Below are 22,790 nucleotides of genomic sequence, written 5' to 3' on the forward strand. Positions count from 1 at the left end.
AACTGCGTAACTCTTTGTTTACCAAGGAGTTTTCCGTTTCGACTGCGCCGGAAGTGGGGCGAATTATAGACTTCCAGAATCTGCCGTCAACCCCTGATTTGGCTTTTCTATCAGGCTGTCCAAAATCATTGCTTATATATAGACGCAACCTTCGCGAATGCGCAGTATATTGCCCAACACACAGAACAACACCCTCGCTTCTCACTTCGGACGATGCCACGTTATGAATGACCATCCCCGCAGCCTCGCCTCGACCCTGTTCTCGGTGGGCCTGCTATTAATAGCCATGGCGTCGATCCAGTCCGGAGCCTCATTGGCCAAAAGCATGTTCCCGATCATTGGCGCCCAGGGGACCACCACCCTGCGGCTGCTCTTCGCCAGCGTGATCATGCTGATCCTGTTGCGCCCATGGCGAGCGAAGCTCACCGCAAAGTCCCTGCGTACCGTCATCGTCTACGGGATGGCGCTGGGCGGCATGAACTTCCTCTTCTATATGTCTTTGCGCACCGTCCCCCTGGGGATTGCCGTTGCCCTGGAGTTCACCGGGCCGCTGGCGGTGGCTATCTATGCCTCACGTCGCGCGATCGACTTTTTGTGGATAGCCCTGGCCGCCGCCGGCTTGCTGCTATTAATACCGACAGGAGCGACGACTGCCGGAATCGACCTTGCAGGTGCCGGGTACGCCTTGGGTGCGGGTGTGTGCTGGGCGCTTTACATCCTGTTCGGCCAGAAGGCCGGTGCCGACAATGGCGTACAGACCGCAGCACTGGGAGTGATGATTGCCGCACTGTTCGTCGCCCCTATCGGCATCGTCCATGCCGGTGCCGCCCTGCTGACTCCGTCACTGATCCCCATGGCCATCGGTGTCGCTCTTCTGTCCACCGCCCTGCCCTACACACTGGAGATGGTCGCGCTCACCCGAATGCCGGCCCGCACGTTCGGCACATTGATGAGCATTGAACCTGCTATTGGCGCGCTGTCTGGCCTGCTGTTTCTCCATGAGTACCTCACGCTGTCACAGTGGATGGCGATCATGTGCATCATTCTGGCTTCCGTCGGGGCGACCATGACCATGGGGAGCACTGCCAAGCCTGCGGTCGCGGCAGATTGATACAGGATTTGACGCAGGTCTGGTATTTGCCGCTCAATTAGGCCATGTTTAGGCCCGTAACCCAGTGTCAGCCATGGATTTTTCAGGATAGGGATATCAGAACGCTTCCATCGAAAGCGAATGCAGCCACACCCGGGCACGAGATCCGGGAACGCTATAAGGACAGTAATGAAACGAGTTTTGCTACTGATCGCCGTACTCGCAATTGCGGGCTGCGCGGCGACATCGAAAACACAAGTCAAACATGGCAAGAAAGGGCTGCATATCAACTGTTCAGGGCTTTCGTCTTCCTGGGACAAGTGCTACACCAGCGCCGCCAACTCGTGCGCGCCCAAGGGTTACAAGGTCATCGCCAAGTCGGGGGATGCAGTGGAAGAGCCAGGTGATTATCCCTTTGGTCTCAACCCTGCCGGCTATACCAGCCGAAGCATGATTGTCATCTGCAAATAGGTTGGTGTCGCCCGGCAATCTGGCGGCCAATCTCATCGTAACTGGACTTCAGTACGGTGCGCTGGATGTCGGGAGTGGCCAGCATTCGCGCCACGACCAACGCGCCGATGCATTGCGACAGAATTGCCCAGGCCAGGCTGTCGCTGTCCAGAATCCTCGCCCAACTCTCCTGCAACCGGCAAATCCAGATTTCCGCCTGCTGGCGAATAGCGATATCTGAACGGGCAATTTCGGCTCCCAATACCGGTAATGCACAACCGGACTCCGGATGCTCGACATGGGACATGCTCAGATAGTGTTTCAGGCAACGTTCGAGCCTGTCGCGATCCTGATCGGCACCCAATCGCTCCAGGCTTTGGCACAACTCGCGCTCGACGATCGAGGCGAACAGTTCGTCCTTCGACGAAAAGTGACTGTAGAAAGCAGCACCACTCAAGCCGATCGCCTTCATCAGCCCGTCGACACCTACCGTGGAAAAACCGGACCTTTTGGCCGACACCGCACTGCTTGTCAGCAGTTTCTCTCTTGTTTCCAGCTTGTGATTGGCCGAGTAACGCATTGCCTTGCCCTCAGATTGACCGTCTTGACGCATGCCGGATCCTAGCATAACGTTCGTTCAGTTAACGATCGTTTAGCAAAGGGATCTACCCATGAATAACAAGAAGGTCGTACTGGTTGTCGGCGCAGGTGATGCCACCGGCGGCGCCATTGCCAAGCGTTTTGCGCAGGAAGGTTTCGTTGCCTGCGTTACTCGTCGCAGCGCGGACAAACTCCAGCCCTTGGTTGATGCAATCAAGGCCAATGGAGGTGACGCCCACGGATTTGCCTGTGATGCACGCAAGGAAGAGGATGTGATTGCGCTGGTCGAGCAGATTGAGACCGAAATCGGCCCCATCGAAGCGTTTGTTTTCAACATCGGCGCCAATGTGCCGTGCAGCATTCTCGAAGAAACTGCCCGCAAGTATTTCAAGATTTGGGAAATGGCCTGTTTCTCGGGTTTTCTCAATGCCCGTGAAGTGGCCAAGCGGATGGCCAAGCGCCAACGCGGCACGATCCTGTTCACCGGCGCTACCGCTGGTCTGCGCGGTGCGGCAGGATTTGCAGCCTTCGCCGGCGCCAAGCACGGAATTCGTGCACTGGCTCAAAGCATGGCCCGCGAACTGGGGCCGATGAATATTCACGTTGCCCATGTCGTCGTCGACGGCGCCATCGATACTGACTTCATTCGCAACAGTTTTCCGGAAAAGTACGCGACCAAGGACGAGGACGGCATCCTTAATCCCGAGCACATCGCCGAGAACTATTGGTACTTGCACAGCCAGCCCAGGGACGCCTGGACTTTCGAGCTGGATCTACGCCCCTGGAACGAACGCTGGTAAGCCCTCCTCCCCAACAACAATAAGCAGAGCGCACCGACCATGAGCAAAACCGTGGAGTTCTTTTTCGATCTTGGCAGCCCCGCCACCTACCTGGCATATACCCAATTGCCGAAGATCTGTGAGCAGACCGACAGCCAACTGGTCTACAAACCGATGCTACTGGGTGGGGTCTTCAAAGCCACCGGCAACGCTTCACCGGCAACCATCCCGGCCAAAGGTCGCTACATGTTTCAGGACCTGGACCGCTACGCCAAACGATACGGCGTGCCACTGACGTTCAACCCCCACTTCCCTATCAATACCCTGATGCTGATGCGCGCCGTCACCGGCATGCAATTGCGTCATCCCGGACGCTTCCACGCGTTTATCGATTGCCTGTTCCACGCACTCTGGGTCGAGGGTCGCAGCCTCGATGACCCGGCGACCGTTGCCGCCGTGCTGACGCAAAACGGTTTCGATCCGAACGAAGTACTGGCCCTCACCGCCGATGAGGAAGTCAAAGCCGCTCTCAAGGACAACACCGAGCAAGCGGTCCAACGCGGTGTGTTCGGCGCACCGAGCATGTTTATCGGCGATCAGATGTTCTTCGGTCAGGATCGGCTGGACTTCGTCCTTGAGGCCCTGCGTTAAATCTCGATGACCAAACGACCTTGAGCCGCTCCAGCAGCGAGCAGCTCATGGGCGGCCTCGGCGGTTTGCAGTGTGAACTGCCGCGGGTCGAGCAACGGCTTCAACTTGCCGGCCTCAATCAACTGCGCGGCTTCCCGAAGGATCTGCCCGTGATGCTCGCGCCCCTTGCCAGTCAATAAAGGCAACAAGGTAAACACTCCGGAGTAGGTCGCGGCCCGAAACGACAATGGCGCCAGACTGTGCTGCCCCCATCCGAGGCAGCTCACCACATGCCCCTCGTAAACCCGAGCGGCCTTGAAGGAAGCGTCCAGCGTTTCACCGCCCACCGTGTCATAGACAATATCGAAACCTTCCCCCGCCGTGTGCGCCACCACATACTCCTCGACCGAAGACTTGCGGTAATCGATAAACGTCGCACCGAAACTTTCGATGATCGCCTGTTGCCCTGCCGAGCCAGTGGCGAACACCTCAGCACCGAAAGCCCGGGCTATTTGTGCAGCCACGTGCCCGACACCACCGGCACCGCCGTGAATCAGCACTTTGTGACCTGCACGCACCCGAGCCCGGTCCACCAATCCCTCCCACGCCGTGATGAGTACCAAGGGCAACCCTGCGGCCTCACGCATACTCAGATTGACCGGCTTGTGCGCCAGCAGACGCGCATCGACCACGGCGAACTGCGCAAGAGAACCTTGCACACCGCCGATTCCGGTCGCCATCGCGTAGACCTCATCACCCGCCAGCCATCTGCTGACGCCCTCTCCCTGCGCCTCAATCGTCCCTGCCAGATCCATGCCCAGCACCGCCGGCAATGGCTGACGCGCATGAGCAGCCTGACCAGAACGAATTTTTCCATCCAAGGGATTCACTCCACTGGCCTTGATCCTGACCAACACCTGCCCCGGCCCTGGCACAGGTCGCTGGATGGAAACCAAGCGTAAGGGCCCGTTGGCCACATCAACAATCAGAGCACGCATTTCAAGTGAGTCAGTCATTTCGCAAATTCTCGTCAGAGGTGGCTGTAGGACCGATCTTCCTCCCGCTCACTCATGCCGATAAGACGCCATATAGTTATAGTGACCATGCCCATTTGGCATCAATGAGAAACCCCGTGGACAAACTCAATGCAATGGCCATCTTCGTCCGGGTCGTCGAACGTGGCAGTTTTTCTGCCGTGGCCCGGGAGATGCAGACCAGCCAGCCGACCATCAGCAAAGTGTTGAGGGCGCTGGAAACTGAACTGGGCGGGAAGCTGATTTCCCGCAGCACGCGCCAACTCTCGCTGACTGACGAAGGTCAGCGGTACTACAGCGAGTGCCGACAAATCCTCGCGGCCGTGGACGCGGCTGAACACAGTTTTCAATCAGGACACGAAACCGTTGCCGGCAACCTGAAGATTGGTTCCTCCGTCAGTTTCGGGCGTTTGCAGATTGCTCCGCTGCTTCCTGAGTTTCTGAAACAACACCCCCAGGTGCAGATAGACTTGCAGCTCAGTGACCAGAATCAGGACCTGGTCAGCGAAGGCCTGGACGTCACGTTCAGAATTGGCGAATTGACCGACAGCGGCCTCATCGCCCGCCGCATCGGCACCACCCACCGGGTGACCGTCGCAGCGCCGGACTACCTCAAGCAAAACGGCCAGCCACAAACACCCGAAGAACTGCGCGGACACAATTGCCTGCGATTCAACCTGCTGAACAGTCAGAACCTATGGGTTTACAAGAGCGGAGCCCAACGTCACGAAGTGCGAATCAAGGGCAATGCACAAAGCAACAACTCCGAGGCGATCCGCGAGCTGGTGCTGGGAGGACTGGGGATTGCGTTGTCGCCGGTGTGGTTGTTCAGCGAGGATCTGAACGCCGGGCGAGTGACCGCGATTTTGCAGGACTACACCGCGCAGCCGCTGCCGATTCATGCCGTGTCCCCGGCGAATCGTCGCCAATCCGCCAGGGTCAAAGCCTTTGTCGACTACATGAGTCAGGTGCTCGAAACAGCGCCTGAGCTCCAACCGGTCAAATAGCCGCGGTGCGGGTGTTCAACCACTCAAGTGCCGCGCCATCCAGCAACGGGCTCAAGCGATCGCGCACCTCGGCGTGATAGGCGTTAAACCATTGCTTCTCGTCCAGGGTCAGCAGCGACGGTTCGAGGCAACGGGTGTCGATCGGGCACAGGGTCAGGGTTTCGAATTTCAGGAACTCGCCGAATTCACTCTTGCCCGCTTCGCGATTCAACACCAGGTTCTCGATGCGCACGCCCCAACGGCCCGGACGATAAGTACCCGGTTCGATCGAAGTGATCATGCCCGCTTGCATCGCGGTTTGCGGGGCAGCGGCGGCCTGATAGGCGATGACCTGCGGGCCTTCGTGAACGTTGAGGAAGTAGCCGACGCCATGACCGGTGCCGTGTCCGTAATCAACGTTTTCAGCCCAGATCGGCGCGCGGGCAATCGAGTCGAGCAACGGCGAGAGGATGCCACGAGGGAATTGCGCACGGGACAGCGCGATGACGCCTTTGAGCACTCGCGTGCAATCACGTTTCTGCTCGTCGGTCGGCGTACCGACCGGCACCATCCGCGTGATGTCGGTGGTACCGCCCAGGTATTGACCGCCGGAGTCGATCAGCAACAGGCCGTCACCTTCGATCACCGCGTGCTCTTCTTCGGTGGCGTGGTAATGCGGCATCGCGCCATTGGCGTTGAACGCGGCAATGGTGTTGAAGCTCAGCGACACATAACCCGGACGTCGGGTACGCGCGGCCGTCAGGTGTTCGTCGATGGTCAGTTCGGTGATGCGTTCACGACCCAACGCCGAATCCAGCCAGGTGAAGAATTCGCACAGCGCCGCGCCGTCCTGCTCCATGGCCTGACGAATGTGCTCGGCATCGGCCAGGCTCTTCTGTGATTTGGCCAACGTGGTCGGGTTCAGACCTTCGACCAGTTTCACGCCGCTGTTCAGGTTATCCAGCAAACCCGCCGTCACGCGCGCCGGATCGACTTGCAGGCTCGCGCCGTTTGGCACAGCGCTCAAGGCGGCGGCCACTTCGCTGTAATCGCGCAGGGTTACGCCGTCTTTTTCGAGGACCGCACGCAGCTCGGCATCGACCTTGCTCAGAGCCACGAACAGGGTGGCCTGCTCCTGGCTGATCAGGGCGAAGGATACGAATACCGGGTTGAACGACACATCGCCGCCACGCAGGTTGAACAGCCAGGCGATGTCATCGAGGGTGGCAATGAAGTGCCAATCAGCGCCACGATCTTTTAATACTTCACGCAACTTCGCGAGCTTTTCACCCCGGCTGACCGTCGCCTGTGGCGGCAAGTGCTGATAGATCGGCTCATTTGGCAGCGTCGGACGATCGCTCCAGACTTCGCTCAACAGGTCGATGTCGGTGCGCAGACGTGCGCCACGTTCTTCGAGTTTGCCGCCCAGCGTCCGCGCCGACGCCACGGCCATCACCGCGCCATCCACCGCGACGACGCCGCCTTCAGGGGTTTGCTCGGCCAGCCAGTCCAGCGGACCAGGCTGGCCCGGTTGCAGCTTGACCAGCTCGATGCCACTGCCGTTGAGTTCCTTGCTCGCTTGTTCCCAGTAACGGCTGTCGGCCCAGACGCCGGCAAAGTCCGGGGTCACGATCAGCGTGCCGACCGAACCATGAAAGCCCGACAACCACTGCCGCCCTTGCCAGTAACCCGGCAGGTATTCCGACAAGTGCGGATCGGCCGACGGCACCAGCAGGGCATGAATGCCCTCCCGGCTCATCAGCTCGCGGGTTTGCGCCAGACGTTGGGGCACCGATCCATTGATCGAAGGCTGCGTACTCATCATGTCTCCTGCTAATCACTTCATCATTATTGTTGAGTGCCGATCAACGCCGGCACTTTCGGGCCTTACTGCCAGAATGCCGGAGCACTGGCGCAGGCTGCTTTAATCAGTTGTGCCGCTTGGTCGACGTCCTGTTCAGTGGTGAACCGGCCGAGGCTCAATCGGATGGTGCGGCTCGCCGAGCGGGCGTCGTGCCCCAAGGCCAGCAGCACATGGGACGGCACATTGCTGGCGGAGTTACAGGCCGAGGTCGCGGAAAACGCGATCGAATGGCTCAACGCCGCGGAATTGAACTCGCCTTCGTTGAAGGCCAGGCTCAGGGTATGGGGAATGCGCTGGGTCGAACTGCCATTGAGCCGAACACCGGGGATGCTCAGCAGTTGCTCGAGCAAGCGTTCCCGTAGCCGCACGATAGTGGCTTTTTCATCATCGAACGCGGCGGCGGCCAAGGCGAAGGCCACGCCCATCGCGGCGATCTGGTGAGTCGCCAGGGTGCCGGAACGCAAACCGCCCTCGTGACCGCCACCGTGAATCTGCGCCTGCAAACGCTGCTGCGCGCGCGGCCCAACGTACAGGGCGCCGATGCCTTTGGGGCCGTAAATCTTGTGCGCCGAAAATGACATCAGGTCCACCGGCAAGCGGGCAAGATCGATCACCACTTTGCCCGCACCCTGGGCCGCGTCGACATGGAACAACGCGTCACGATCACGCACCACCTGGCCGATGGCCGCGATGTCATTGACCGTGCCCAGCTCGTTGTTGACCAGCATCAGCGACACCAGGAAGGTGTCCTCGCGCATCGCTTCGCTGACCGCTTGCGGGGTAATCAGGCCCTCGGCGTCAGGCACCAGATACGTCACGGCAACGCCGGCGTCCTGCAACTGGTTCGCCGTGTCGAGGATGGCCTTGTGTTCGATCTGGCTGGTAATGATGTGGCCGCCGGCCACGCCGCGAGCTTGGGCCACGCCTTTGAGGGCAAGGTTGTTCGATTCGGTGGCGCCGGAAGTCCAGACGATCTGGTCCGCCTGGGCACCGACCAGTTCGGCGACCTGGCGCCGCGCCTGCTCGACCGTTTGCCTGGCCTGCTGGCCGAAGGCATGGGAGCTGGACGCCGGGTTGCCAAAGTTTCCGTTGAAACCCAGACACTCGACCATGACCTTGATGACTCGCTCATCCACCGGCGTGGTGGCGGCGTAGTCAAAATACAGAGGACGTTTATTCATAGAAAACTCGCAGAGCATGTTCCGGGATCAGGAGGCTCGTCACTGAACGCTCAAAGCGCAACCTCGTGAGTTGCGCCGACCGTTCAGAGCGTTAGAAATACCTGATCGGAGGCCGTTAAAGAAGAACAACTTCATTTAAAAGTGCGTAGGAACGCTCCTGAAGTCGAGCTTAACAGGCATCGGCCAACCGGTTGAAGCGATGTGTCAGCTAAAGCTCTCGAGCAACAACGGATACAGCGAAGCCACCAATAGCAAGGCCATGCCCCAGTTGAACAGCCGCAACCAGCGACGATCCTTCAACACATTGCGTAACAACGTGCCGCAACCGGCCCAGACGCCAACGCTTGGCAGGTTGATCAAGGCAAAGACCGCAGCAATCACGATCACATTGGTGAAGTAGCCCTGCATCGGCGTGTAGGTGCTGATGGCGCCGATGGCCATGATCCATGCCTTGGGATTGACCCACTGAAACGCCGCCGCGCCCAGGTAGCTGATGGGTTTGCTGTCGCCCTTTTCACTCTCGGAGACCGGACCGGAATGGGCGATTTTCCACGCCAGGTACAGCAAGTACGCTGCGCCGACGTAACGCAGCACCGTATAGAGCAATGGATAGGTTTGAAACACGGCGCCGAGGCCGAAACCGACCGCGAGGACGAGCACAAAGAAGCCGCAAGTAATGCCCAACATGTGCGGAATGGTGCGGTGAAAGCCGAAGTTCACGCCCGATGCCAGCAACATGGTGTTGTTGGGGCCGGGGGTAATCGAGGTGACGAGGGCAAACAGGGCAAAGCCCAGCAGCAGATCGAGCGAGAGCATGAGCGGCAGTCCAATCAGGGTCAGTCAGGTGTTGACCCTATCGCACGGCCCGAGAGAAACCCATGGACAGTTACGCAAAACTTCGAACGGTACAGTTTTCGATCAGCTTGGACGACCGTGAAGCTGTACAGCACGTTCGGCGTTCATTTCGCCTTGTTTGTCGAAACTGAACGACTTTTGCGGCTGGCCGAGCAATTCGGCTTTTTTCGCATGGTACTCGTCAAAGGACAAACCACGGCGATTCAAGGCTTCCAACGCCAATTCCCGACTTTCTTCAGCGGTGTAGGGCCGCAATTCAGGGGAAACATGGCTGGCACATCCGGCGAGAACGGAGACCGCGAGCAGCAAGAAAGTGGCGATTAGAGGTTTCATGTGTGGCGTCCTGACATCTGGGTTCGGGGCAATGAACACAGGCTACCCGCCCCCTTCGACGGGCAGAAATCAACGCTCTCGATAGTGGCTATCGAATTTGGCTACTGACGTTCAGCCAGCCCGTCACATATCTCCAAATGATCTATAAATATTAATTTAAGGTCTTTTACGGAATAACAAGCAGCCTTTATAACAACTCCATCGCCTCACGCACTGTTGCCCACGCAACTGTTTGCCAGGCAACAGTCATTCAACAAACAGCCCTCGAAATCGCACAGCGCCCACTGACCGATGCGCTGCAAGCCCCGTAAAACGGGGCCTGCAAGGATTGGTACAGCTCTTGCTCAAGTCAGTGACTTCCCACTGCTCGCTGAGCAACTGTTTAAAAAGGAACTGATCATGTCGCGTCGATTGAAAGTCGTTGCCCTCTCCGGCGGTACCTGGCGTCCGTCTCGCACGCTGGTGCTGACCCAAGCGCTATTGGCCGAGTTGGCCGAGCAATTGCCGATCGAGAGCAAGCTGATCGAGCTGGGCGACATCGCCCGGCCACTGGGCGCCGCGCTGTCCCGCCAGGAATTGAGCGCCGAGATCGAGGCCGAGTTGCAAGCGATCGAGAACGCCGACCTGCTGATCGTCGCCGCACCGGTTTATCGCGGTTCCTATCCTGGCCTGCTCAAGCACCTGTTCGACCTGATCGATCTCAATGCGTTGATCGACACGCCAGTGTTGCTGGCCGCCACCGGTGGCAGCGAACGGCATGCGCTGGTGCTCGATCATCAGTTGCGGCCGCTGTTCAGTTTCTTCCAGGCCCTGACCTTGCCGATTGGCGTCTACGCCACCGAAGCCGATTTCGCCAATTACCAGATAACCAGTGAGCCCTTGAAGGCCCGCATTCGTCTTGCTGCAGAACGCGCTGCGCCGTTGTTTGGCGTGCACCCCAAAAATCTGCTGAAAATCGCTTAAGGACTTCTTCATGGATGTTTTCTGGTTCCTGCCGACCCACGGCGACGGCCATTACCTGGGCACCACCCAGGGCGCCCGCCCGGTGACCCTCAACTATTTGAAACAAGTGGCACAGGCCGCTGACAGCCTCGGCTACCACGGTGTACTGATTCCTACCGGGCGCTCCTGCGAAGATTCGTGGGTGATTGCCTCGGCGCTGGTGCCGCTGACCGAGCGCCTGCGTTACTTGGTTGCGATCCGCCCCGGGATTATCTCGCCCACGGTTTCGGCGCGCATGGCCGCCACGCTGGATCGGCTGTCCAATGGCCGCTTGCTGATCAACGTGGTGACCGGCGGTGACCCGGATGAAAACCGCGGTGATGGCATCTTCCTCGATCACAGCGAGCGCTACGAAGTCACCGACGAATTCCTGAAAATCTGGCGCCGCGTTCTGCAAGGCGAATCGGTGGATTTCGAAGGCAAACACCTGCAAGTGCAGAACGCCAAGGCGCTGTATCCGCCCGTGCAGAAACCTTATCCGCCGCTGTATTTCGGCGGCTCATCCGAAGCCGCCCATGAACTCGCCGCCGAGCAGGTTGACGTCTACCTGACCTGGGGTGAACCACCGGCCGCGGTCGCGGAAAAACTCGCCGATGTACGTGAGCGTGCAGCGCGAAACGGGCGCACGGTGAAGTTCGGGATTCGCTTGCATGTGATCGTTCGCGAAACGGCCGAAGAAGCCTGGGAAGCAGCGGACAAGCTGATCGAGCACATCAGCGACGAGACCATCGCCGCCGCGCAGAAATCGTTCTCGCGTTTCGACTCCGAAGGCCAGCGGCGCATGGCCGCGTTGCATGACGGGCGCCGCGACAATCTGGAAATCTCGCCCAACCTCTGGGCCGGTGTCGGCCTGGTGCGCGGCGGTGCCGGGACGGCGCTGGTCGGCGATCCACAGCAAGTGGCGGCGCGAATCAAGGAGTACGCGGACCTGGGCATCGAGAGTTTCATCTTCTCCGGCTACCCGCACCTCGAAGAGGCTTATCGCTTTGCCGAGCTGGTGTTCCCGCTGCTGCCTGAGCCGTACGCGAGCCTCGCGGGGCGCGGCGTCACCAACCTCACCGGGCCGTTTGGCGAAATGATTGCCAACGACGTACTCCCGGCTCACGCCAAAGCCTGACCACGCAACCCCTGACTTTGATTGTTCCCACGCTCTGCGTGGGAATGCAGCCCGTGACGCTCCGCGTCACTGGACGCGGAGCGTCCCTAGAGGCATTCCCACGCGGAGCGTGGGAACGATCAGAACAGGAGATCTGCTTCGATTTCATATGAGGAACCCCGCGTGACTGCCAAGCCGCAAAGCGCCCTGTTGTCCCCCTTGCAGACCGCCCGCCAGTTGGCCGCCGGGTTTGCCCTGACCGCCGTCGAGCGCGACGAGCGTGGTGGTACGCCCAAGGCCGAACGTGACGCGTTGCGCCACAGCGGTCTGCTCGCGTTAAGCATTCCCGTCCAGTACGGCGGCCTCGGCGCCAGCTGGAGTGACACCCTGGGCATCGTGCGCGAGTTCGCCAAGGTCGACAGTTCGATCGCCCATGTCTTCGGATTCCATCACCTGATGCTCGCCACCGTGCGCCTGTTCGCCCGGCCCGAGCAGTGGCAGCCGTGGTTCGAACAAACCGCGCGCAAGAACTGGTTCTGGGGCAACGCCCTCAACCCGCTGGACACTCGCACCGTGGTGAAAAACCTCGGAGGCTGGCGCGAGTTTTCCGGCAAGAAAAGTTTCTGCTCCGGCGCCAGCGACTCGGAAATGCTGATCGCCTCGGCCGTTGATGAAAGCGCCGGTGGCAAGCTGTTGATCGCCGCCATTCCCAGCGGCCGCAGCGGCATCACCCTGCACAACGACTGGAACAACATGGGCCAGCGCCAGACGGACAGCGGCAGCGCGACGTTTGAACGGGTGCGGGTCGAGGAATCGGAACTGCTGCTCGATCCGGGACCGCTAAGCACACCGTTTGCCTGCCTGCGACCATTGATTGCCCAACTGACCTTCACCCACATGTTCCTCGGCATTGCCGAAGGTGCTTTCGAAGAAGCGCGGCAATACACGCTCACCGAAACCCGGCCGTGGCACAAATCCAGTGCGCAGGATGTGCGTCAGGATCCTTATGTACTCGGCCATTACGGCGAATTCTGGGTCGCCCTCGAAGGCGTTCGGTTGCTGGTGGAACGCGCTGCCGATTTGCTCGACAAGGCGTGGGCCAAAGGCCCGAACCTCAGCGCCGAACAACGCGGACAGCTCGCCACCGCCATCGCCACCGCAAAAGTCGCGGCCACGCGCAATGGCCTGGACATCTGCAGCCGGTTGTTCGAAGTCACCGGCGCGCGCTCGACCCATGCCTCGCTGCGACTGGACCGCCACTGGCGCAACCTGCGCACGCAAACCCTGCACGACCCGGTGGATTACAAACTCCATGAACTGGGCGACTGGGCGCTGAACCAGTCTCTGCCGATCCCGACTTTCTATTCATAGCCTTCTATTCAGGGAGCCTGCCTGATGCAACTTCTGACCCTACCGCCCTCGCCCGCTCTGGCCACGTCGATCCGCGCCACCGCGCAGGTGTTCGAAGACCCGAAATCACAAGCCTTGCTCGCCCACATTCAACAAGTCGCGCCGAGTGAAGCCAGCGTGCTGATCATCGGCGAGACCGGCACCGGCAAGGAGCTGGTGGCGCGGCATATCCACAACCTCAGCGCCCGGCGCAACCGGCCCTTCGTGGCGGTGAACTGCGGTGCGTTTTCCGAATCTCTGGTGGAAGCCGAGTTGTTCGGCCATGAGAAAGGGGCTTTTACCGGCGCCTTGAGCGCCAAGGCCGGCTGGTTCGAAGAGGCCGATGGCGGCACCTTGTTCCTCGACGAAATCGGCGATCTGCCGATGGCGATTCAGGTCAAGTTGCTGCGCGTGTTGCAGGAGCGCGAAGTGGTTCGCCTCGGTTCGCGCAAAAGTATTCCCATCGACGTGCGGGTGCTGGCCGCGACCAACGTGCAGCTGGAAAAAGCCATCAACGCCGGGCATTTCCGCGAGGATTTGTACTACCGCCTCGACGTGGTCAGCCTGGAACTGAGCCCGTTGCGCGACCGTCCCGGCGACATCCTGCCGCTGACCCGACATTTCGTCGAAGCCTACAGCCAGCGCCTGGGTTACGGCACCATCACCATCAGCAAAGAGGCCGAACTGAAACTGCGCAGCTACAGCTGGCCGGGCAACATCCGCGAACTGGAAAACGTGATTCACCACACCCTGCTGATCTGCCGCAACGGCGTGATCGAACGCGATGACCTGCGCCTGTCGAACATGCGCATCGAGCGTCAGGACGATCACCACGCAGGCTTCGACGATTCACCGGAAGCCTTGCTCGATCGGGCCTTTCAAAAGCTCTTCGAAGAACAGGCCGGTGCGCTCCACGAGAAAGTCGAAGACGCGTTGTTGCGCGCGGCGTATCGCTTCAGCCATTACAACCAGGTGCACACCGCTGCCCTGCTGGGCTTGAGCCGCAACGTCACGCGCACACGACTGATCAAGATCGGCGAACTGGCGGTGAACAAGCGCCGGCCCACGGAAAACGTTCAGGGTGAGCGCTTGATGCAGTTGTCGATCTAAGCGCTTACCCCCTGATGCACCAAGTTGCAGTGCAACGCGTCGTCGTGGCTACGTTCCAGACTGTGCAGCACCTGGAACGAGCCAAAGGTCACGGTTTTCGCCTGATGCGCGCGAATCAGTTGCCAGAAATCCTGCTCGCCGCTTTCAAAGCTCTGAAACGCGGCTTCCCCCGCCTCGCGAGATTGCCATTGCAGGTAATTGAGCACCCTCCGGCCATCGTCGCTGGCCTGGATGCTCGCACTCAAAAACCCGCTGTAGCCTTGGGCCAGACGCTCGGTCTGCTTTGACAAGGCCGACACCAACGCGGGCTGCTGATGGGGTTCGATCTCGAATTCGATCAACTGGGTGAAGCTGCGATTTTTTTCTGGCGCTTGCATGAAGATTCCCCACTGACGTGTAAGCCGGACCTTGCGATCCGAAGGCTTGCAGGGTAAACCTCGAGTTAACTAGAGGTCAAGAGGCATTTTTCAAATGATCACCTCGGAACATTTGCACAAGGAACTCACCGTCGGCCAATTGGCCGCGCGCAGTGGCGTGGCAGTCACGGCGCTGCACTTTTACGAGTCCAAGGGTTTGATCAAAAGCAATCGCAATCAGGGCAACCAGCGGCGTTATCCGCGGGAAGTGCTGCGACGGGTGGCGTTGATCAAAGTCGCGCAGCGGCTGGGGATTCCGTTGGCGGAGATTGGCGAGGCACTGAAAGCCTTGCCGGATAACCGCGCGCCGACGGCGGCGGACTGGAAGGTAATGTCAGCGCAGTGGAGTCGGGATCTGGATGAGCGGATCAATCAATTGACCTTGCTGCGGGACAAGCTTAATGGCTGCATTGGCTGTGGATGTTTGTCGATGGAGGCGTGTCCGTTGCGTAATTCTGGTGATGTGCTGGGGGATCGGGGGCCGGGGGCGCGGCTGCTTGAATCGAAGGCTGATCCGGAATAGTGGTGCGGCCATCGTCGGAACGCCGCCCGGAGCCGGCTCACTCCCACATTGGATCTGTGGCGTTCACACATCCAGTGTAGGAGCGAGCCTGCTCGCGATGGCGGCCGACCAGTCAGTGAGGATTCAGAACCCCGGCGCAATCTGCCCTTTGTAGCGGTTCAGGATGAACTGCCGAACCTCATCGGAATTCAACGCCTTGGCCAGTTTCTGCACACCCGGATCATTGATGTTATCCGGCCGCGCCACGAGGAATTCGATGTACAGGCTTTTGCCCTTCTCGACGATCAGCGCGCTGTTGGTATCGATCCCCGCTTCCAGGGCGTAGTTGGCGAACACAAACGCCAGGTCCACCTGGCTCACTGAACGCGCGAGCAACGCGCCTTCCAGTTCACGAATCTTCAGGTGTTTCGGGTTCTCGATAATGTCGCGCTGGGTCGCCAGGGTGTTGCTCGGGTCCTTGAGCTTTAGCAGCCCGGCTTCGTGCAGCAGCACCAGCGCGCGGCCGGTGTTCACCGGGTCGTTGGGAATCGACACGGTGGCGCCGTCCTTCAGCTCGGCGATGTTTTTGATCCTGGTCGAGTACGCGCCAAACGGTTCGATGTGCACGCCCACCACCGGCACCAGGTCGGTGTGGCGGGTCTTGTTGTAATCGTCGAGAAACGGCCGGTACTGGTAATAGTTAGCGTCGAGGTTCTTCAACGCCAACTGCTGGTTAGGCTGGATGAAGTCGGTGAAGACCTTGATGTCCAGGTCCACGCCTTCCTTGGCCAGGGTTGGTTTGATGAACTCGAGGATTTCCGCGTGCGGTACCGGGGTGGCGCCGACGGTGAGTTTTTCGTTGGCGTGAACGCTCAACGACACGAGGGCAGCCAGAATGGCCAAGGTCTTTTTCATGTTGTGCTCCTAGGCAGATTGAGTGGCCGTCGTGGGGTGGACGTGGGGCCTGTTTTTTTGAGTTGACCGTTTAACGTCGGCTGTAGCGCGCCACCAACCGGTCGCCGGTCATTTGCAGCGCCTGGACGAGGATCAGCAACAGCACCACGGTGACCACCATCACGTCCGTCTGAAACCGCTGATAGCCGTAGCGGATCGCCAGGTCGCCGAGTCCGCCGCCACCGATCACGCCGGCCATCGCCGTGTAATCCACCAGCACAATCGCGGTCACCGTGACCGCTGCCAGCAGCCCTCCCCGGGCTTCCGGCAACAAGGTGTGACGGATGATCTGCCAAGTGGTGCCGCCCATGGCCTGGGTCGCTTCCACCACCCCGCGATCGACTTCGCGCAACGCGGTTTCCACCAGCCGCGCGAAGAACGGTGTGCAGCCGACCACCAGCGGCGGAATCGTCCCCGGCACGCCGAGCGAAGTGCCGACCAGCAACGTGGTCAGGGGAATCAGCACGATCAGCAAAATGATGAACGGCAGCGAGCGCAGCACGTTGACGATCACCGACAGCACCCGGTACACCCCGACGGCTTCGTGCAACTGGCGCTTGCCGGTGAGGAAAAGAATCACGCCCAACGGCAATCCCAGCAACACGGTAAAACCCAGCGCAGCACCGAGCATGCTCAGGGTGTCGAGGCAGGCCTGGGCGATGTCGGCCCAATAGATGTTTTTAAACCACTCGGCCATGGGTCACGACCAATCGTGGCGCGGAGGTTTCACACCGTTGAGCAGCCAGTTGCCGACCACGTGGTATTTCCAGCGCACCGGGTCGTGCAGGGTGTGAACCCGGGCGTTGCGCCAGTGACGGTCAAAATTGTGTTTCTTCAAGGTCGAGCGGGTGCCGCCGAGTTCGAAGAGTTTGTTGGTCGCCTCAATGGCGATTTCGGTGGTCAGCACCTTGGCCTTGGCCACCGCCAGGGACGCCTGGGCGACGTTGTCTTCATCGGGTGCCGGACGCGCGGCATCCAGCGCTCGCCCCGCCCGTTCCAGCAAGGCTTCAGCGGCTTCCAGACGAATCTCCAGGCCACCCACCTGAATAATGGTCAGCGGATCTTCGCTGGCCTTTTCCACGCCTGCGTCGATCCATGGCCGGGCGAATTGCTGGACGAAGGCGACCGTGTCCCGCAGGGCCGCGCGGGCGATGCCGGCATCGATGGCCGCGGTGGTCAACTGCGCGAACGGACCGGCCAGGGTGGGCGTTTCGTAGGACCGATACGTCGGGAACAGATTGAACGCCGATACGTGCAAGTCCTCGGCCAGCACGGTGCCGTTGGACGTGGTGCGCTGGCCAATGCTGTCCCAGTCGTCGACGATCACCAGCCCTTTCGTGCCGCGCTCGACGAACGCCAACTGGCCCTTCTGCTCTTCATCCAGCGCCAGCACCGCCAGCCAGTGGGCATAGAGCGAACCGGTGCAATAACCCTTGCGGCCGTTGATCACATGGCCGTCGCCGAAACGGCGGATGGTCGCCTGAATATCCTGCACGTTCTTGCCGCCGGTTTCCGACAAGGCATTGGCAAAGCGATGACCTTGCAGCGCCAGCTCGAAGAAATGTGCCTGTTGCTCGGGTGTGCCTTGCAGGCGGATGTCTTCCAGCAGGCAATAATGGTTTTGCGGGATCTGCCCCAGGGACGGATCGGCCGCCGAGATGATCGCGATGACCTGCGCCAGCACCGCATAGGAGACCTGCGCGCCGCCAAATGCTTTCGGCACGCTGATGCCCCACAGGCCGCTGTTGGAATAAAGGTCGACGATCTCGGCAGGCACCTGGCGGGTGCGGTCGCGCTCAGCGTCCTGTTCCAGCAAAACCGCGGCAACGCGTTCCGCGACGCGCAAGGCTTCGGCTTCATCGGCGATCCGATGGGCGGCCGGTGGGTTGATCGGATAAACGGCAGATTCGGGCATACAAGTCTCTCGGCGCTGATGTTTTCGAAAGGACATTGCAGCTTCTGTGCCGACCCTTTCACCTCGTGTTTTCCGGGGTTTTGTCGACTGAATAGGGATAAACCCGAGCAATCTGCTGCTGCGCTGTTGATTGCTGAACAGTGGCGCTGCTGCTCGTCGGGCACTCGGTTGCGCAAAAGACGCTGACCTATAGTTACCCGACCGGAAATCGGCGAAGGAACACCTTCAATTCACAACAACAAGGGAGAACCGTCATGAGCGTCAAACCCATTCCAGAGGGTTATCACAGCATCACGCCTTATCTGGGCATTCAAAAAGCGGCCGAAGCCATCGAGTTCTACAAGAAGGCTTTTGGTGCCACCGAAGTCATGCGCCTGGCCATGCCGGATGGCGGGATTGGACATGCCGAGCTTAGGATTGGCGATTGCCCGATCATGCTCGGTACGCCGTGCGATCAGGGGCCATTGAGCAATCCCGACAAATCGCCGTCCGTGGGGCTGCATTTGTATGTGAACGATGTGGACAAGTCTTATAAATAGGCGATTGCGGCGGGTGGCACGGTGGTGTCTGAGGTCAAGGATCAGTTTTATGGCGACCGCTCGGGGACGTTGAAAGATCCCTATGGGCATCTTTGGTTTCTGGCTACGCGCAAGGAGGATTTGACTCAGGAGCAGATTGAGCAGCGGGCGAAGGAGATGTTTCAGCAGGGTTGAGCCACTGATCGTTCCCACGTCGAGGCGTCGAACCGTCCGCGTGGGAATGCAGCCCGGGACGCTCCGCGTCCCAATAGCGGACGCAGAGCGTCCATTGAGGCATTCCCACGCGGAGCGGGGGAACGATCCTGGTTCTACACACTTCATGAACAAACGCACCACGCTTCACGCCTTGCCCCCGGCGCGCAACACTTTCAGGATGCAGGCAACTACAACAACGACTCGCCCCATGTTCGCCGGATTCCTGAAAGACCAGCGCCACGTCAACGGTGTGGACATTGCCTACCGCATCGGCGGCGGGCCGGGCCTGCTGTTGCTGCACGGTCACCCGCAGACCCACGTCATCTGGCACAAGTTCGCTGAACAACTGGCCGGGCACTTCACCGTGATCGCCGCCGACCTGCGCGGTTACGGCGACAGCGGCAAACCACCGGCCAACGATTACCACACAAACTATTCCAAACGCGAAATGGCCAAGGACAGCGTCGAGCTGATGAAGTCCCTGGGCTTCGAACAGTTTTCGGTGCTGGCCCACGACCGCGGCGCTCGCGTGGCCCATCGCCTGGCACTGGATCATCCCGACACCGTGCAACGGATGGTCCTGCTGGACAACATTCCCGGCCAGCACATCGGCCGGCGGTTGGTGAGTAATCGACGGGTCGTCTGCGCGGCGCCCGGTTACCTGCAACGTCAGGGCGTGCCGCAGACGTTAAGCGAACTGGAGCAGCACCATTGCCTGGTCATCAAGGAGAGCGACAACGCCTTCGGCATCTGGAACCTGGAACGCAACGGGGTTCAAGAAAGCGTGCGGGTCAGCGGACCGTTGTCGTCCAACAACGGCGAGATTGTCTTGCAGTGGGCACTGGACGGGCGCGGTGTTGTGCTGCCGTCATTATGGGATGTGAAACCGCTGCTGGATCAGGGACGGCGAGGAAATGCTCCAGTTTGAACTGAACACTGGTTCCCTGTGGGAGCGGGCTTGCCCGCGATTGCGGTGGGTCAGCCTACGTCGATGTTGAATGACAGGACGCTATCGCGGGCAAGCCCGCTCCCACAGGGCAAGTTGCGTGTTCGTGGAACGCGAAACATTTACTTTCACATTGCCCTTCGGGATTTCCGGTCCTCATCCGTCCTATTTAGATGCAGTCAGTCCGCGTAGGCAAAAGCCACGGACCGGCCTTTCATGGACTCATCGCTGGGAAGCCCGCAGCAGAGGCCCTCTCACAGATACAAGACCTTTAATCATGTCGAAGAAATCCCGCTCCAAACTCTGGTTTCTGGTCCATAGCTGGCTGGCCTTGCCGATCTGGTTTTTCGTGCTGATCGTCTGTGTCACCGGCACGCTGGCGGTGGTCAGTCAGGAAATCGTCTGGCTGGCCAACCCGCAGATGCGCGCCAGCCAGCCTTCGGACGATGCACCGTTGCTCAGTTATGACCAGATCATCGCCGCCATCAAGAAGGCGGAACCGAACACCCTGGTCGAGGGCATCAGCCGGCCCGACGAGTCGCACTTCGCGCTCGATGTCGATGTCAGCTACCCCGACGGGCGCTCGGTGAAGGTATACGTCAACCCGTACAGCGGCGTGATTCAGGGCACTGCCCCGCAATTCAATTTCCAGGCCTTCACCCGTGCCTTGCATGGCTGGTGGCTGGTGCCGTTCACCAACGGCTACAGCTGGGGCTGGTACCTGGTGTCGTTCCTGAGCCTGCCATTACTGGCGTCCCTGGTGACCGGGCTGGTGGTCTACAAGCGCTTCTGGAAAGGCTTCTTGCGCCCGACGTTACGCATCCGGCACGGCGCGCGGATTTTCTGGGGCGACTTTCACCGCCTCAGCGGCATCTGGTCGATCTGGTTCATCGCGGTGATTTCCATCACCAGCACCTGGTTCCTGATCCAGGCATTCATGTTCGATAACCAGGTGTCGATTTCCACCGCACCAGTGGCGCTTGTGGTTCCGCGTGAGAGCGTGCCGGTGAGCACCGATAGTTCGCCAGCGCCGATGATCAGCCTGGAAGCCGCGATTGCGCAGGCCAAAGAACGCATTCCGGGTCTGGAAGACAGCTTCGTCAGCATGCCCGCCAATGCCTACAGCTACCTCACGGTGGGTGGTCGCAGTTGGTATCCGTTGATGTTCCAGACCGCCGAGATCAACCCGTACACCGGCGATGTCGCCGCTACCCGCCTGCTGTCGGACCGTTCCGGCCTGGAGTTGGTAACCGAATCCATGCGGCCATTGCACACCGGTGATTTCGGCGGCATCTGGATCAAGCTGATCTGGTTCTTCTTCGGCTTGATCCTGAGCATGATGGTCCTCAGCGGCCTGCTGATCTGGACCAAACGCACCGCCCTGGCCACGGCCAACGCCTTCAAGCGCAAAGACAAGCGTCCGCGCACCTCTGCCGTCAACAGCCGTGAAACCACGGAGGTCAGCCAATGAGCCTGTTCGCCGCTGAAAAACCAGCCTCGAAACTGAGCCGCTTCTGGCACAAATGGCGCTTCCACATCAACGTTCTGCTGTTGCTGGTGCCGCTGGGGTTCATGCCCAAATATTTTGCCGACGCGGCGCTGTTTCGCGGTGACACCGGCCTGGGTGAGCGGGAAATCGGAGAAGTGCAAGTCGGGCCCTGGAGCCTGCGCCTCGCCGAGTTGCGCAATGAAGCCCCGACCCTCGATGGCCCGGCCGGCCACATGAAGAGCTTCAACGCGGCGCTGTGCGACAGCTGCCGCGACCAGGTCAAGGCGACGTATCTGCGCATCGGCAAACCGCGCAGCCTGCGCGCCGCCGGGGTGATTTTCTTCGGCACGCCGTACCGCATGGGCGCCATGCTGCCGATCCCCGACAAGACCAAAGCCGACGCCGAACTGTGGATCACCATGGAAGGCTGGGACGGCGCGATGCACCAAGCGTCGATCCCCCTGAGCCAGGCATCCCCCGCCACCCTCGCGTGGCTGAACAAACAAGGAGGCAAACCATGACGCTACGTTCTCTGAACGCGGCTTTGCTCGTGCTCTGCGCCGGTTTCAGCGCCAGCGCCCTGGCCCACAACCCGATGTGCGAATGCAAAGCCATCGACGCCGAACAAATCCAGTGCACGGGCGGTTTCTCCGACGGCAGCGGCGCGCCGGGCGTGACGCTGGACGTGATCGGCTACGACGAAACCATCCTGGTGCCGGGCAAGCTCGGCGCCGATTCGACCCTGACTTTCAAGAAGCCCGGCGCCGAATTCTACGTGCTGTTCGACGCAGGCCCCGGCCACGTCGTCGAGATCGACCAAGCGGACATTGAAGCCCCATGAGTACGCCAACCACGCACGTCGTGCGCCCCGCCGGTGCCGGCCATGAAACCCTGTATGTGTTGCTGTTGTGCCTGATGATCCTGGCGGTGGCCGGCTCGGTGGTCGCCTGGCGTCATGAGGCCCAGGAAGTCAGCAGCGTTAGCAGCCATCAGCTGGATGCCCGTCGTGATCTGAGCGCGTCCGAGCAAGGGATCTACGCCGACCTGCGGGTGACACTCGACGAGATCCACCTGCTGCGCCAGGAACAGCAAGCGCTGCCGACACCGGCAACGCTTGCCGATGAAGGTTTTGCACCGTTTGCCCAGGACGCCAGCTCCGTCAGCCGTGGCGGCCATGCCTGGCAGTTGCTCGACGCCAAGGCTTACTTCGGTCAGAGCCAGACACCTGCCGTGGCCGGCTCGTTTCTGATGCGCCTGACTGCCGGCGACGATGCGCCGGACGTCTGGCTCAACCGCGGCAAAGCCCTAGCGGCCCCGACCGATCTCACTGATGCCGCGCTGGAAAGCGCCGGCTGGCAGCAGATCGTCGCGCAATTCGATGCCGGCGTGACCCGCCAGCACCGGCACTGACCCCTCGCCTTCACCCGAGAGAAGA

General features: G+C 60.3%; 24 protein-coding genes and 2 pseudogenes. 16 read left to right on the forward strand and 10 right to left on the reverse strand.

Features of this window, described 5'->3' with window-relative positions:
* Positions 1–223 precede the first annotated feature (223 nt).
* Positions 224–1,111: a threonine/homoserine exporter RhtA gene (gene rhtA, locus ACIQV9_RS28255; protein WP_403108432.1), complete on the forward strand. Its 888-nt coding sequence runs from the start codon at positions 224–226 to the stop codon at positions 1,109–1,111.
* Positions 1,112–1,279: 168 nt separating this feature from the next.
* Positions 1,280–1,561 carry a hypothetical protein gene (locus ACIQV9_RS28260; protein ID WP_403108434.1) on the forward strand — a complete coding sequence of 94 codons (282 nt, stop codon included), beginning with the start codon at positions 1,280–1,282 and terminating at the stop codon, positions 1,559–1,561.
* Here ACIQV9_RS28260 and ACIQV9_RS28265 read toward each other — a convergent pair.
* On the reverse strand, positions 1,548–2,120 hold the full coding sequence (locus ACIQV9_RS28265) for a TetR/AcrR family transcriptional regulator (protein ID WP_403108493.1): 573 nt from the start codon (positions 2,118–2,120) through the stop codon (positions 1,548–1,550). The two genes, ACIQV9_RS28260 and ACIQV9_RS28265, sit on opposite strands and share 14 nt — an antisense overlap.
* Positions 2,121–2,211: 91 nt before the next feature.
* On the opposite strand from ACIQV9_RS28265, the gene ACIQV9_RS28270 reads away from it, so the two are divergent.
* Both ACIQV9_RS28270 and ACIQV9_RS28275 read left to right on the forward strand, forming a co-directional pair.
* Complete coding sequence (locus ACIQV9_RS28270; RefSeq protein ID WP_131060120.1) at positions 2,212–2,940, forward strand: SDR family oxidoreductase; 729 nt, start codon at positions 2,212–2,214, stop codon at positions 2,938–2,940.
* A gap of 39 nt (positions 2,941–2,979) precedes the next feature.
* Entirely contained in the window at positions 2,980–3,570 is a 591-nt protein-coding gene (locus ACIQV9_RS28275) for a 2-hydroxychromene-2-carboxylate isomerase (protein WP_403108437.1), read from the forward strand.
* Here ACIQV9_RS28275 and ACIQV9_RS28280 read toward each other — a convergent pair.
* Positions 3,567–4,565 (reverse strand): zinc-dependent alcohol dehydrogenase family protein, encoded by a 999-nt coding sequence (locus ACIQV9_RS28280; protein WP_403108440.1) that lies wholly within the window; start codon positions 4,563–4,565, stop codon positions 3,567–3,569. The two genes, ACIQV9_RS28275 and ACIQV9_RS28280, sit on opposite strands and share 4 nt — an antisense overlap.
* Positions 4,566–4,669: 104 nt before the next feature.
* Here ACIQV9_RS28280 and ACIQV9_RS28285 point away from each other — a divergent pair, with 104 nt between their 5' ends.
* Positions 4,670–5,590: a LysR family transcriptional regulator gene (locus ACIQV9_RS28285; protein ID WP_403108443.1), complete on the forward strand. Its 921-nt coding sequence runs from the start codon at positions 4,670–4,672 to the stop codon at positions 5,588–5,590.
* Here ACIQV9_RS28285 and ACIQV9_RS28290 read toward each other — a convergent pair.
* The 4 genes from ACIQV9_RS28290 to ACIQV9_RS28305 all read right to left on the reverse strand — a co-directional run bounded on the left by ACIQV9_RS28290 (position 5,583) and on the right by ACIQV9_RS28305 (position 9,802).
* The gene (locus ACIQV9_RS28290) at positions 5,583–7,391 is read right to left on the reverse strand and encodes an aminopeptidase P family protein (RefSeq protein WP_403108446.1); all 1,809 of its coding nucleotides are present in this window, start codon (positions 7,389–7,391) and stop codon (positions 5,583–5,585) included. The genes ACIQV9_RS28285 and ACIQV9_RS28290 overlap by 8 nt on opposite strands.
* Before the next feature lie 65 nt (positions 7,392–7,456).
* Positions 7,457–8,614 carry a cysteine desulfurase family protein gene (locus ACIQV9_RS28295; protein WP_403108447.1) on the reverse strand — a complete coding sequence of 386 codons (1,158 nt, stop codon included), beginning with the start codon at positions 8,612–8,614 and terminating at the stop codon, positions 7,457–7,459.
* A gap of 204 nt (positions 8,615–8,818) precedes the next feature.
* A complete protein-coding gene (locus tag ACIQV9_RS28300) occupies positions 8,819–9,430 on the reverse strand; it encodes a LysE family translocator (RefSeq protein WP_145308576.1) in 612 nt (203 codons plus the stop codon).
* Positions 9,431–9,532: 102 nt separating this feature from the next.
* Positions 9,533–9,802, reverse strand: a complete 270-nt coding sequence (locus ACIQV9_RS28305) for a hypothetical protein (protein WP_131060115.1) — start codon at positions 9,800–9,802, stop codon at positions 9,533–9,535.
* A gap of 399 nt (positions 9,803–10,201) precedes the next feature.
* On the opposite strand from ACIQV9_RS28305, the gene msuE reads away from it, so the two are divergent.
* The 4 genes from msuE (at position 10,202) to ACIQV9_RS28325 (ending at position 14,399) form a co-directional block, all read left to right on the forward strand.
* The gene (gene msuE / locus ACIQV9_RS28310; RefSeq protein ID WP_403108451.1) at positions 10,202–10,765 is read left to right on the forward strand and encodes an FMN reductase; all 564 of its coding nucleotides are present in this window, start codon (positions 10,202–10,204) and stop codon (positions 10,763–10,765) included.
* Positions 10,766–10,775: 10 nt separating this feature from the next.
* Positions 10,776–11,921 (forward strand): FMNH2-dependent alkanesulfonate monooxygenase, encoded by a 1,146-nt coding sequence (gene ssuD, locus ACIQV9_RS28315; RefSeq protein ID WP_403108454.1) that lies wholly within the window; start codon positions 10,776–10,778, stop codon positions 11,919–11,921.
* Positions 11,922–12,083: 162 nt separating this feature from the next.
* Positions 12,084–13,271 carry an acyl-CoA dehydrogenase family protein gene (locus ACIQV9_RS28320; protein WP_403108457.1) on the forward strand — a complete coding sequence of 396 codons (1,188 nt, stop codon included), beginning with the start codon at positions 12,084–12,086 and terminating at the stop codon, positions 13,269–13,271.
* A 24-nt stretch (positions 13,272–13,295) separates the two neighbouring features.
* Positions 13,296–14,399 (forward strand): sigma-54 interaction domain-containing protein, encoded by a 1,104-nt coding sequence (locus ACIQV9_RS28325; protein WP_403108460.1) that lies wholly within the window; start codon positions 13,296–13,298, stop codon positions 14,397–14,399.
* On the opposite strand, the gene ACIQV9_RS28330 is transcribed toward ACIQV9_RS28325, so the two are convergent.
* Complete coding sequence (locus tag ACIQV9_RS28330; protein ID WP_403108463.1) at positions 14,396–14,776, reverse strand: antibiotic biosynthesis monooxygenase; 381 nt, start codon at positions 14,774–14,776, stop codon at positions 14,396–14,398. The two genes, ACIQV9_RS28325 and ACIQV9_RS28330, sit on opposite strands and share 4 nt — an antisense overlap.
* Positions 14,777–14,870: 94 nt before the next feature.
* Between ACIQV9_RS28330 and soxR the strand changes: the two genes are divergently transcribed.
* Complete coding sequence (soxR, locus tag ACIQV9_RS28335; protein WP_403108465.1) at positions 14,871–15,338, forward strand: redox-sensitive transcriptional activator SoxR; 468 nt, start codon at positions 14,871–14,873, stop codon at positions 15,336–15,338.
* A 123-nt stretch (positions 15,339–15,461) separates the two neighbouring features.
* Here the strand turns inward: soxR and ACIQV9_RS28340 are convergent, their stop codons facing one another.
* The 3 genes from ACIQV9_RS28340 to ACIQV9_RS28350 form a co-directional block, all read right to left on the reverse strand.
* Positions 15,462–16,232 carry a MetQ/NlpA family ABC transporter substrate-binding protein gene (locus ACIQV9_RS28340; RefSeq protein WP_403108467.1) on the reverse strand — a complete coding sequence of 257 codons (771 nt, stop codon included), beginning with the start codon at positions 16,230–16,232 and terminating at the stop codon, positions 15,462–15,464.
* A gap of 70 nt (positions 16,233–16,302) precedes the next feature.
* Positions 16,303–16,968, reverse strand: a complete 666-nt coding sequence (locus ACIQV9_RS28345) for a methionine ABC transporter permease (RefSeq protein WP_403108469.1) — start codon at positions 16,966–16,968, stop codon at positions 16,303–16,305.
* Positions 16,969–16,971: 3 nt separating this feature from the next.
* Positions 16,972–18,186 carry an SfnB family sulfur acquisition oxidoreductase gene (locus ACIQV9_RS28350; protein WP_403108472.1) on the reverse strand — a complete coding sequence of 405 codons (1,215 nt, stop codon included), beginning with the start codon at positions 18,184–18,186 and terminating at the stop codon, positions 16,972–16,974.
* Between the two features lie 254 nt (positions 18,187–18,440).
* On the opposite strand from ACIQV9_RS28350, the pseudogene ACIQV9_RS28355 reads away from it, so the two are divergent.
* From ACIQV9_RS28355 to ACIQV9_RS28380, 6 genes and pseudogenes are all read left to right on the forward strand, one after another.
* Positions 18,441–18,899, forward strand: a pseudogene (locus tag ACIQV9_RS28355) (VOC family protein).
* 229 nt (positions 18,900–19,128) lie between these two features.
* Positions 19,129–19,824: pseudogene (locus tag ACIQV9_RS28360) on the forward strand (alpha/beta fold hydrolase); the annotation flags it as partial.
* 319 nt (positions 19,825–20,143) lie between these two features.
* On the forward strand, positions 20,144–21,337 hold the full coding sequence (locus ACIQV9_RS28365; protein WP_403108474.1) for a PepSY-associated TM helix domain-containing protein: 1,194 nt from the start codon (positions 20,144–20,146) through the stop codon (positions 21,335–21,337).
* Positions 21,334–21,876 (forward strand): thiamine pyrophosphate-binding protein, encoded by a 543-nt coding sequence (locus ACIQV9_RS28370; RefSeq protein WP_403108476.1) that lies wholly within the window; start codon positions 21,334–21,336, stop codon positions 21,874–21,876. The genes ACIQV9_RS28365 and ACIQV9_RS28370 overlap by 4 nt, the downstream gene beginning before the upstream one ends.
* The gene (locus ACIQV9_RS28375) at positions 21,873–22,196 is read left to right on the forward strand and encodes a hypothetical protein (RefSeq protein ID WP_131060102.1); all 324 of its coding nucleotides are present in this window, start codon (positions 21,873–21,875) and stop codon (positions 22,194–22,196) included. Before ACIQV9_RS28370 ends, ACIQV9_RS28375 begins: the two co-directional genes overlap by 4 nt.
* Positions 22,193–22,765 (forward strand): DUF6162 family protein, encoded by a 573-nt coding sequence (locus tag ACIQV9_RS28380; RefSeq protein ID WP_403108477.1) that lies wholly within the window; start codon positions 22,193–22,195, stop codon positions 22,763–22,765. The genes ACIQV9_RS28375 and ACIQV9_RS28380 overlap by 4 nt, the downstream gene beginning before the upstream one ends.
* Positions 22,766–22,790: the final 25 nt, after the last annotated feature.

Origin of the sequence: Pseudomonas sp. NPDC099000, from assembly GCF_044759925.1 — a bacterium.
GTDB lineage: Bacteria > Pseudomonadota > Gammaproteobacteria > Pseudomonadales > Pseudomonadaceae > Aquipseudomonas.

What these genes read in the sequence shown, in the direction of transcription:
- rhtA (WP_403108432.1), top strand. Translation starts at nt 224, where the DNA reads ATGAATGACCATCCCCGCAGCCTCGCCTCGACCCTGTTCTCGGTGGGC.
- ACIQV9_RS28260 (WP_403108434.1), top strand. Translation starts at nt 1,280, where the DNA reads ATGAAACGAGTTTTGCTACTGATCGCCGTACTCGCAATTGCGGGCTGC.
- ACIQV9_RS28265 (WP_403108493.1), bottom strand. Translation starts at nt 2,120, where the DNA reads ATGCGTTACTCGGCCAATCACAAGCTGGAAACAAGAGAGAAACTGCTG.
- ACIQV9_RS28270 (WP_131060120.1), top strand. Translation starts at nt 2,212, where the DNA reads ATGAATAACAAGAAGGTCGTACTGGTTGTCGGCGCAGGTGATGCCACC.
- ACIQV9_RS28275 (WP_403108437.1), top strand. Translation starts at nt 2,980, where the DNA reads ATGAGCAAAACCGTGGAGTTCTTTTTCGATCTTGGCAGCCCCGCCACC.
- ACIQV9_RS28280 (WP_403108440.1), bottom strand. Translation starts at nt 4,565, where the DNA reads ATGACTGACTCACTTGAAATGCGTGCTCTGATTGTTGATGTGGCCAAC.
- ACIQV9_RS28285 (WP_403108443.1), top strand. Translation starts at nt 4,670, where the DNA reads ATGAGAAACCCCGTGGACAAACTCAATGCAATGGCCATCTTCGTCCGG.
- ACIQV9_RS28290 (WP_403108446.1), bottom strand. Translation starts at nt 7,391, where the DNA reads ATGAGTACGCAGCCTTCGATCAATGGATCGGTGCCCCAACGTCTGGCG.
- ACIQV9_RS28295 (WP_403108447.1), bottom strand. Translation starts at nt 8,614, where the DNA reads ATGAATAAACGTCCTCTGTATTTTGACTACGCCGCCACCACGCCGGTG.
- ACIQV9_RS28300 (WP_145308576.1), bottom strand. Translation starts at nt 9,430, where the DNA reads ATGCTCTCGCTCGATCTGCTGCTGGGCTTTGCCCTGTTTGCCCTCGTC.
- ACIQV9_RS28305 (WP_131060115.1), bottom strand. Translation starts at nt 9,802, where the DNA reads ATGAAACCTCTAATCGCCACTTTCTTGCTGCTCGCGGTCTCCGTTCTC.
- msuE (WP_403108451.1), top strand. Translation starts at nt 10,202, where the DNA reads ATGTCGCGTCGATTGAAAGTCGTTGCCCTCTCCGGCGGTACCTGGCGT.
- ssuD (WP_403108454.1), top strand. Translation starts at nt 10,776, where the DNA reads ATGGATGTTTTCTGGTTCCTGCCGACCCACGGCGACGGCCATTACCTG.
- ACIQV9_RS28325 (WP_403108460.1), top strand. Translation starts at nt 13,296, where the DNA reads ATGCAACTTCTGACCCTACCGCCCTCGCCCGCTCTGGCCACGTCGATC.
- ACIQV9_RS28330 (WP_403108463.1), bottom strand. Translation starts at nt 14,776, where the DNA reads ATGCAAGCGCCAGAAAAAAATCGCAGCTTCACCCAGTTGATCGAATTC.
- soxR (WP_403108465.1), top strand. Translation starts at nt 14,871, where the DNA reads ATGATCACCTCGGAACATTTGCACAAGGAACTCACCGTCGGCCAATTG.
- ACIQV9_RS28340 (WP_403108467.1), bottom strand. Translation starts at nt 16,232, where the DNA reads ATGAAAAAGACCTTGGCCATTCTGGCTGCCCTCGTGTCGTTGAGCGTT.
- ACIQV9_RS28345 (WP_403108469.1), bottom strand. Translation starts at nt 16,968, where the DNA reads ATGGCCGAGTGGTTTAAAAACATCTATTGGGCCGACATCGCCCAGGCC.
- ACIQV9_RS28350 (WP_403108472.1), bottom strand. Translation starts at nt 18,186, where the DNA reads ATGCCCGAATCTGCCGTTTATCCGATCAACCCACCGGCCGCCCATCGG.
- ACIQV9_RS28365 (WP_403108474.1), top strand. Translation starts at nt 20,144, where the DNA reads ATGTCGAAGAAATCCCGCTCCAAACTCTGGTTTCTGGTCCATAGCTGG.
- ACIQV9_RS28370 (WP_403108476.1), top strand. Translation starts at nt 21,334, where the DNA reads ATGAGCCTGTTCGCCGCTGAAAAACCAGCCTCGAAACTGAGCCGCTTC.
- ACIQV9_RS28375 (WP_131060102.1), top strand. Translation starts at nt 21,873, where the DNA reads ATGACGCTACGTTCTCTGAACGCGGCTTTGCTCGTGCTCTGCGCCGGT.
- ACIQV9_RS28380 (WP_403108477.1), top strand. Translation starts at nt 22,193, where the DNA reads ATGAGTACGCCAACCACGCACGTCGTGCGCCCCGCCGGTGCCGGCCAT.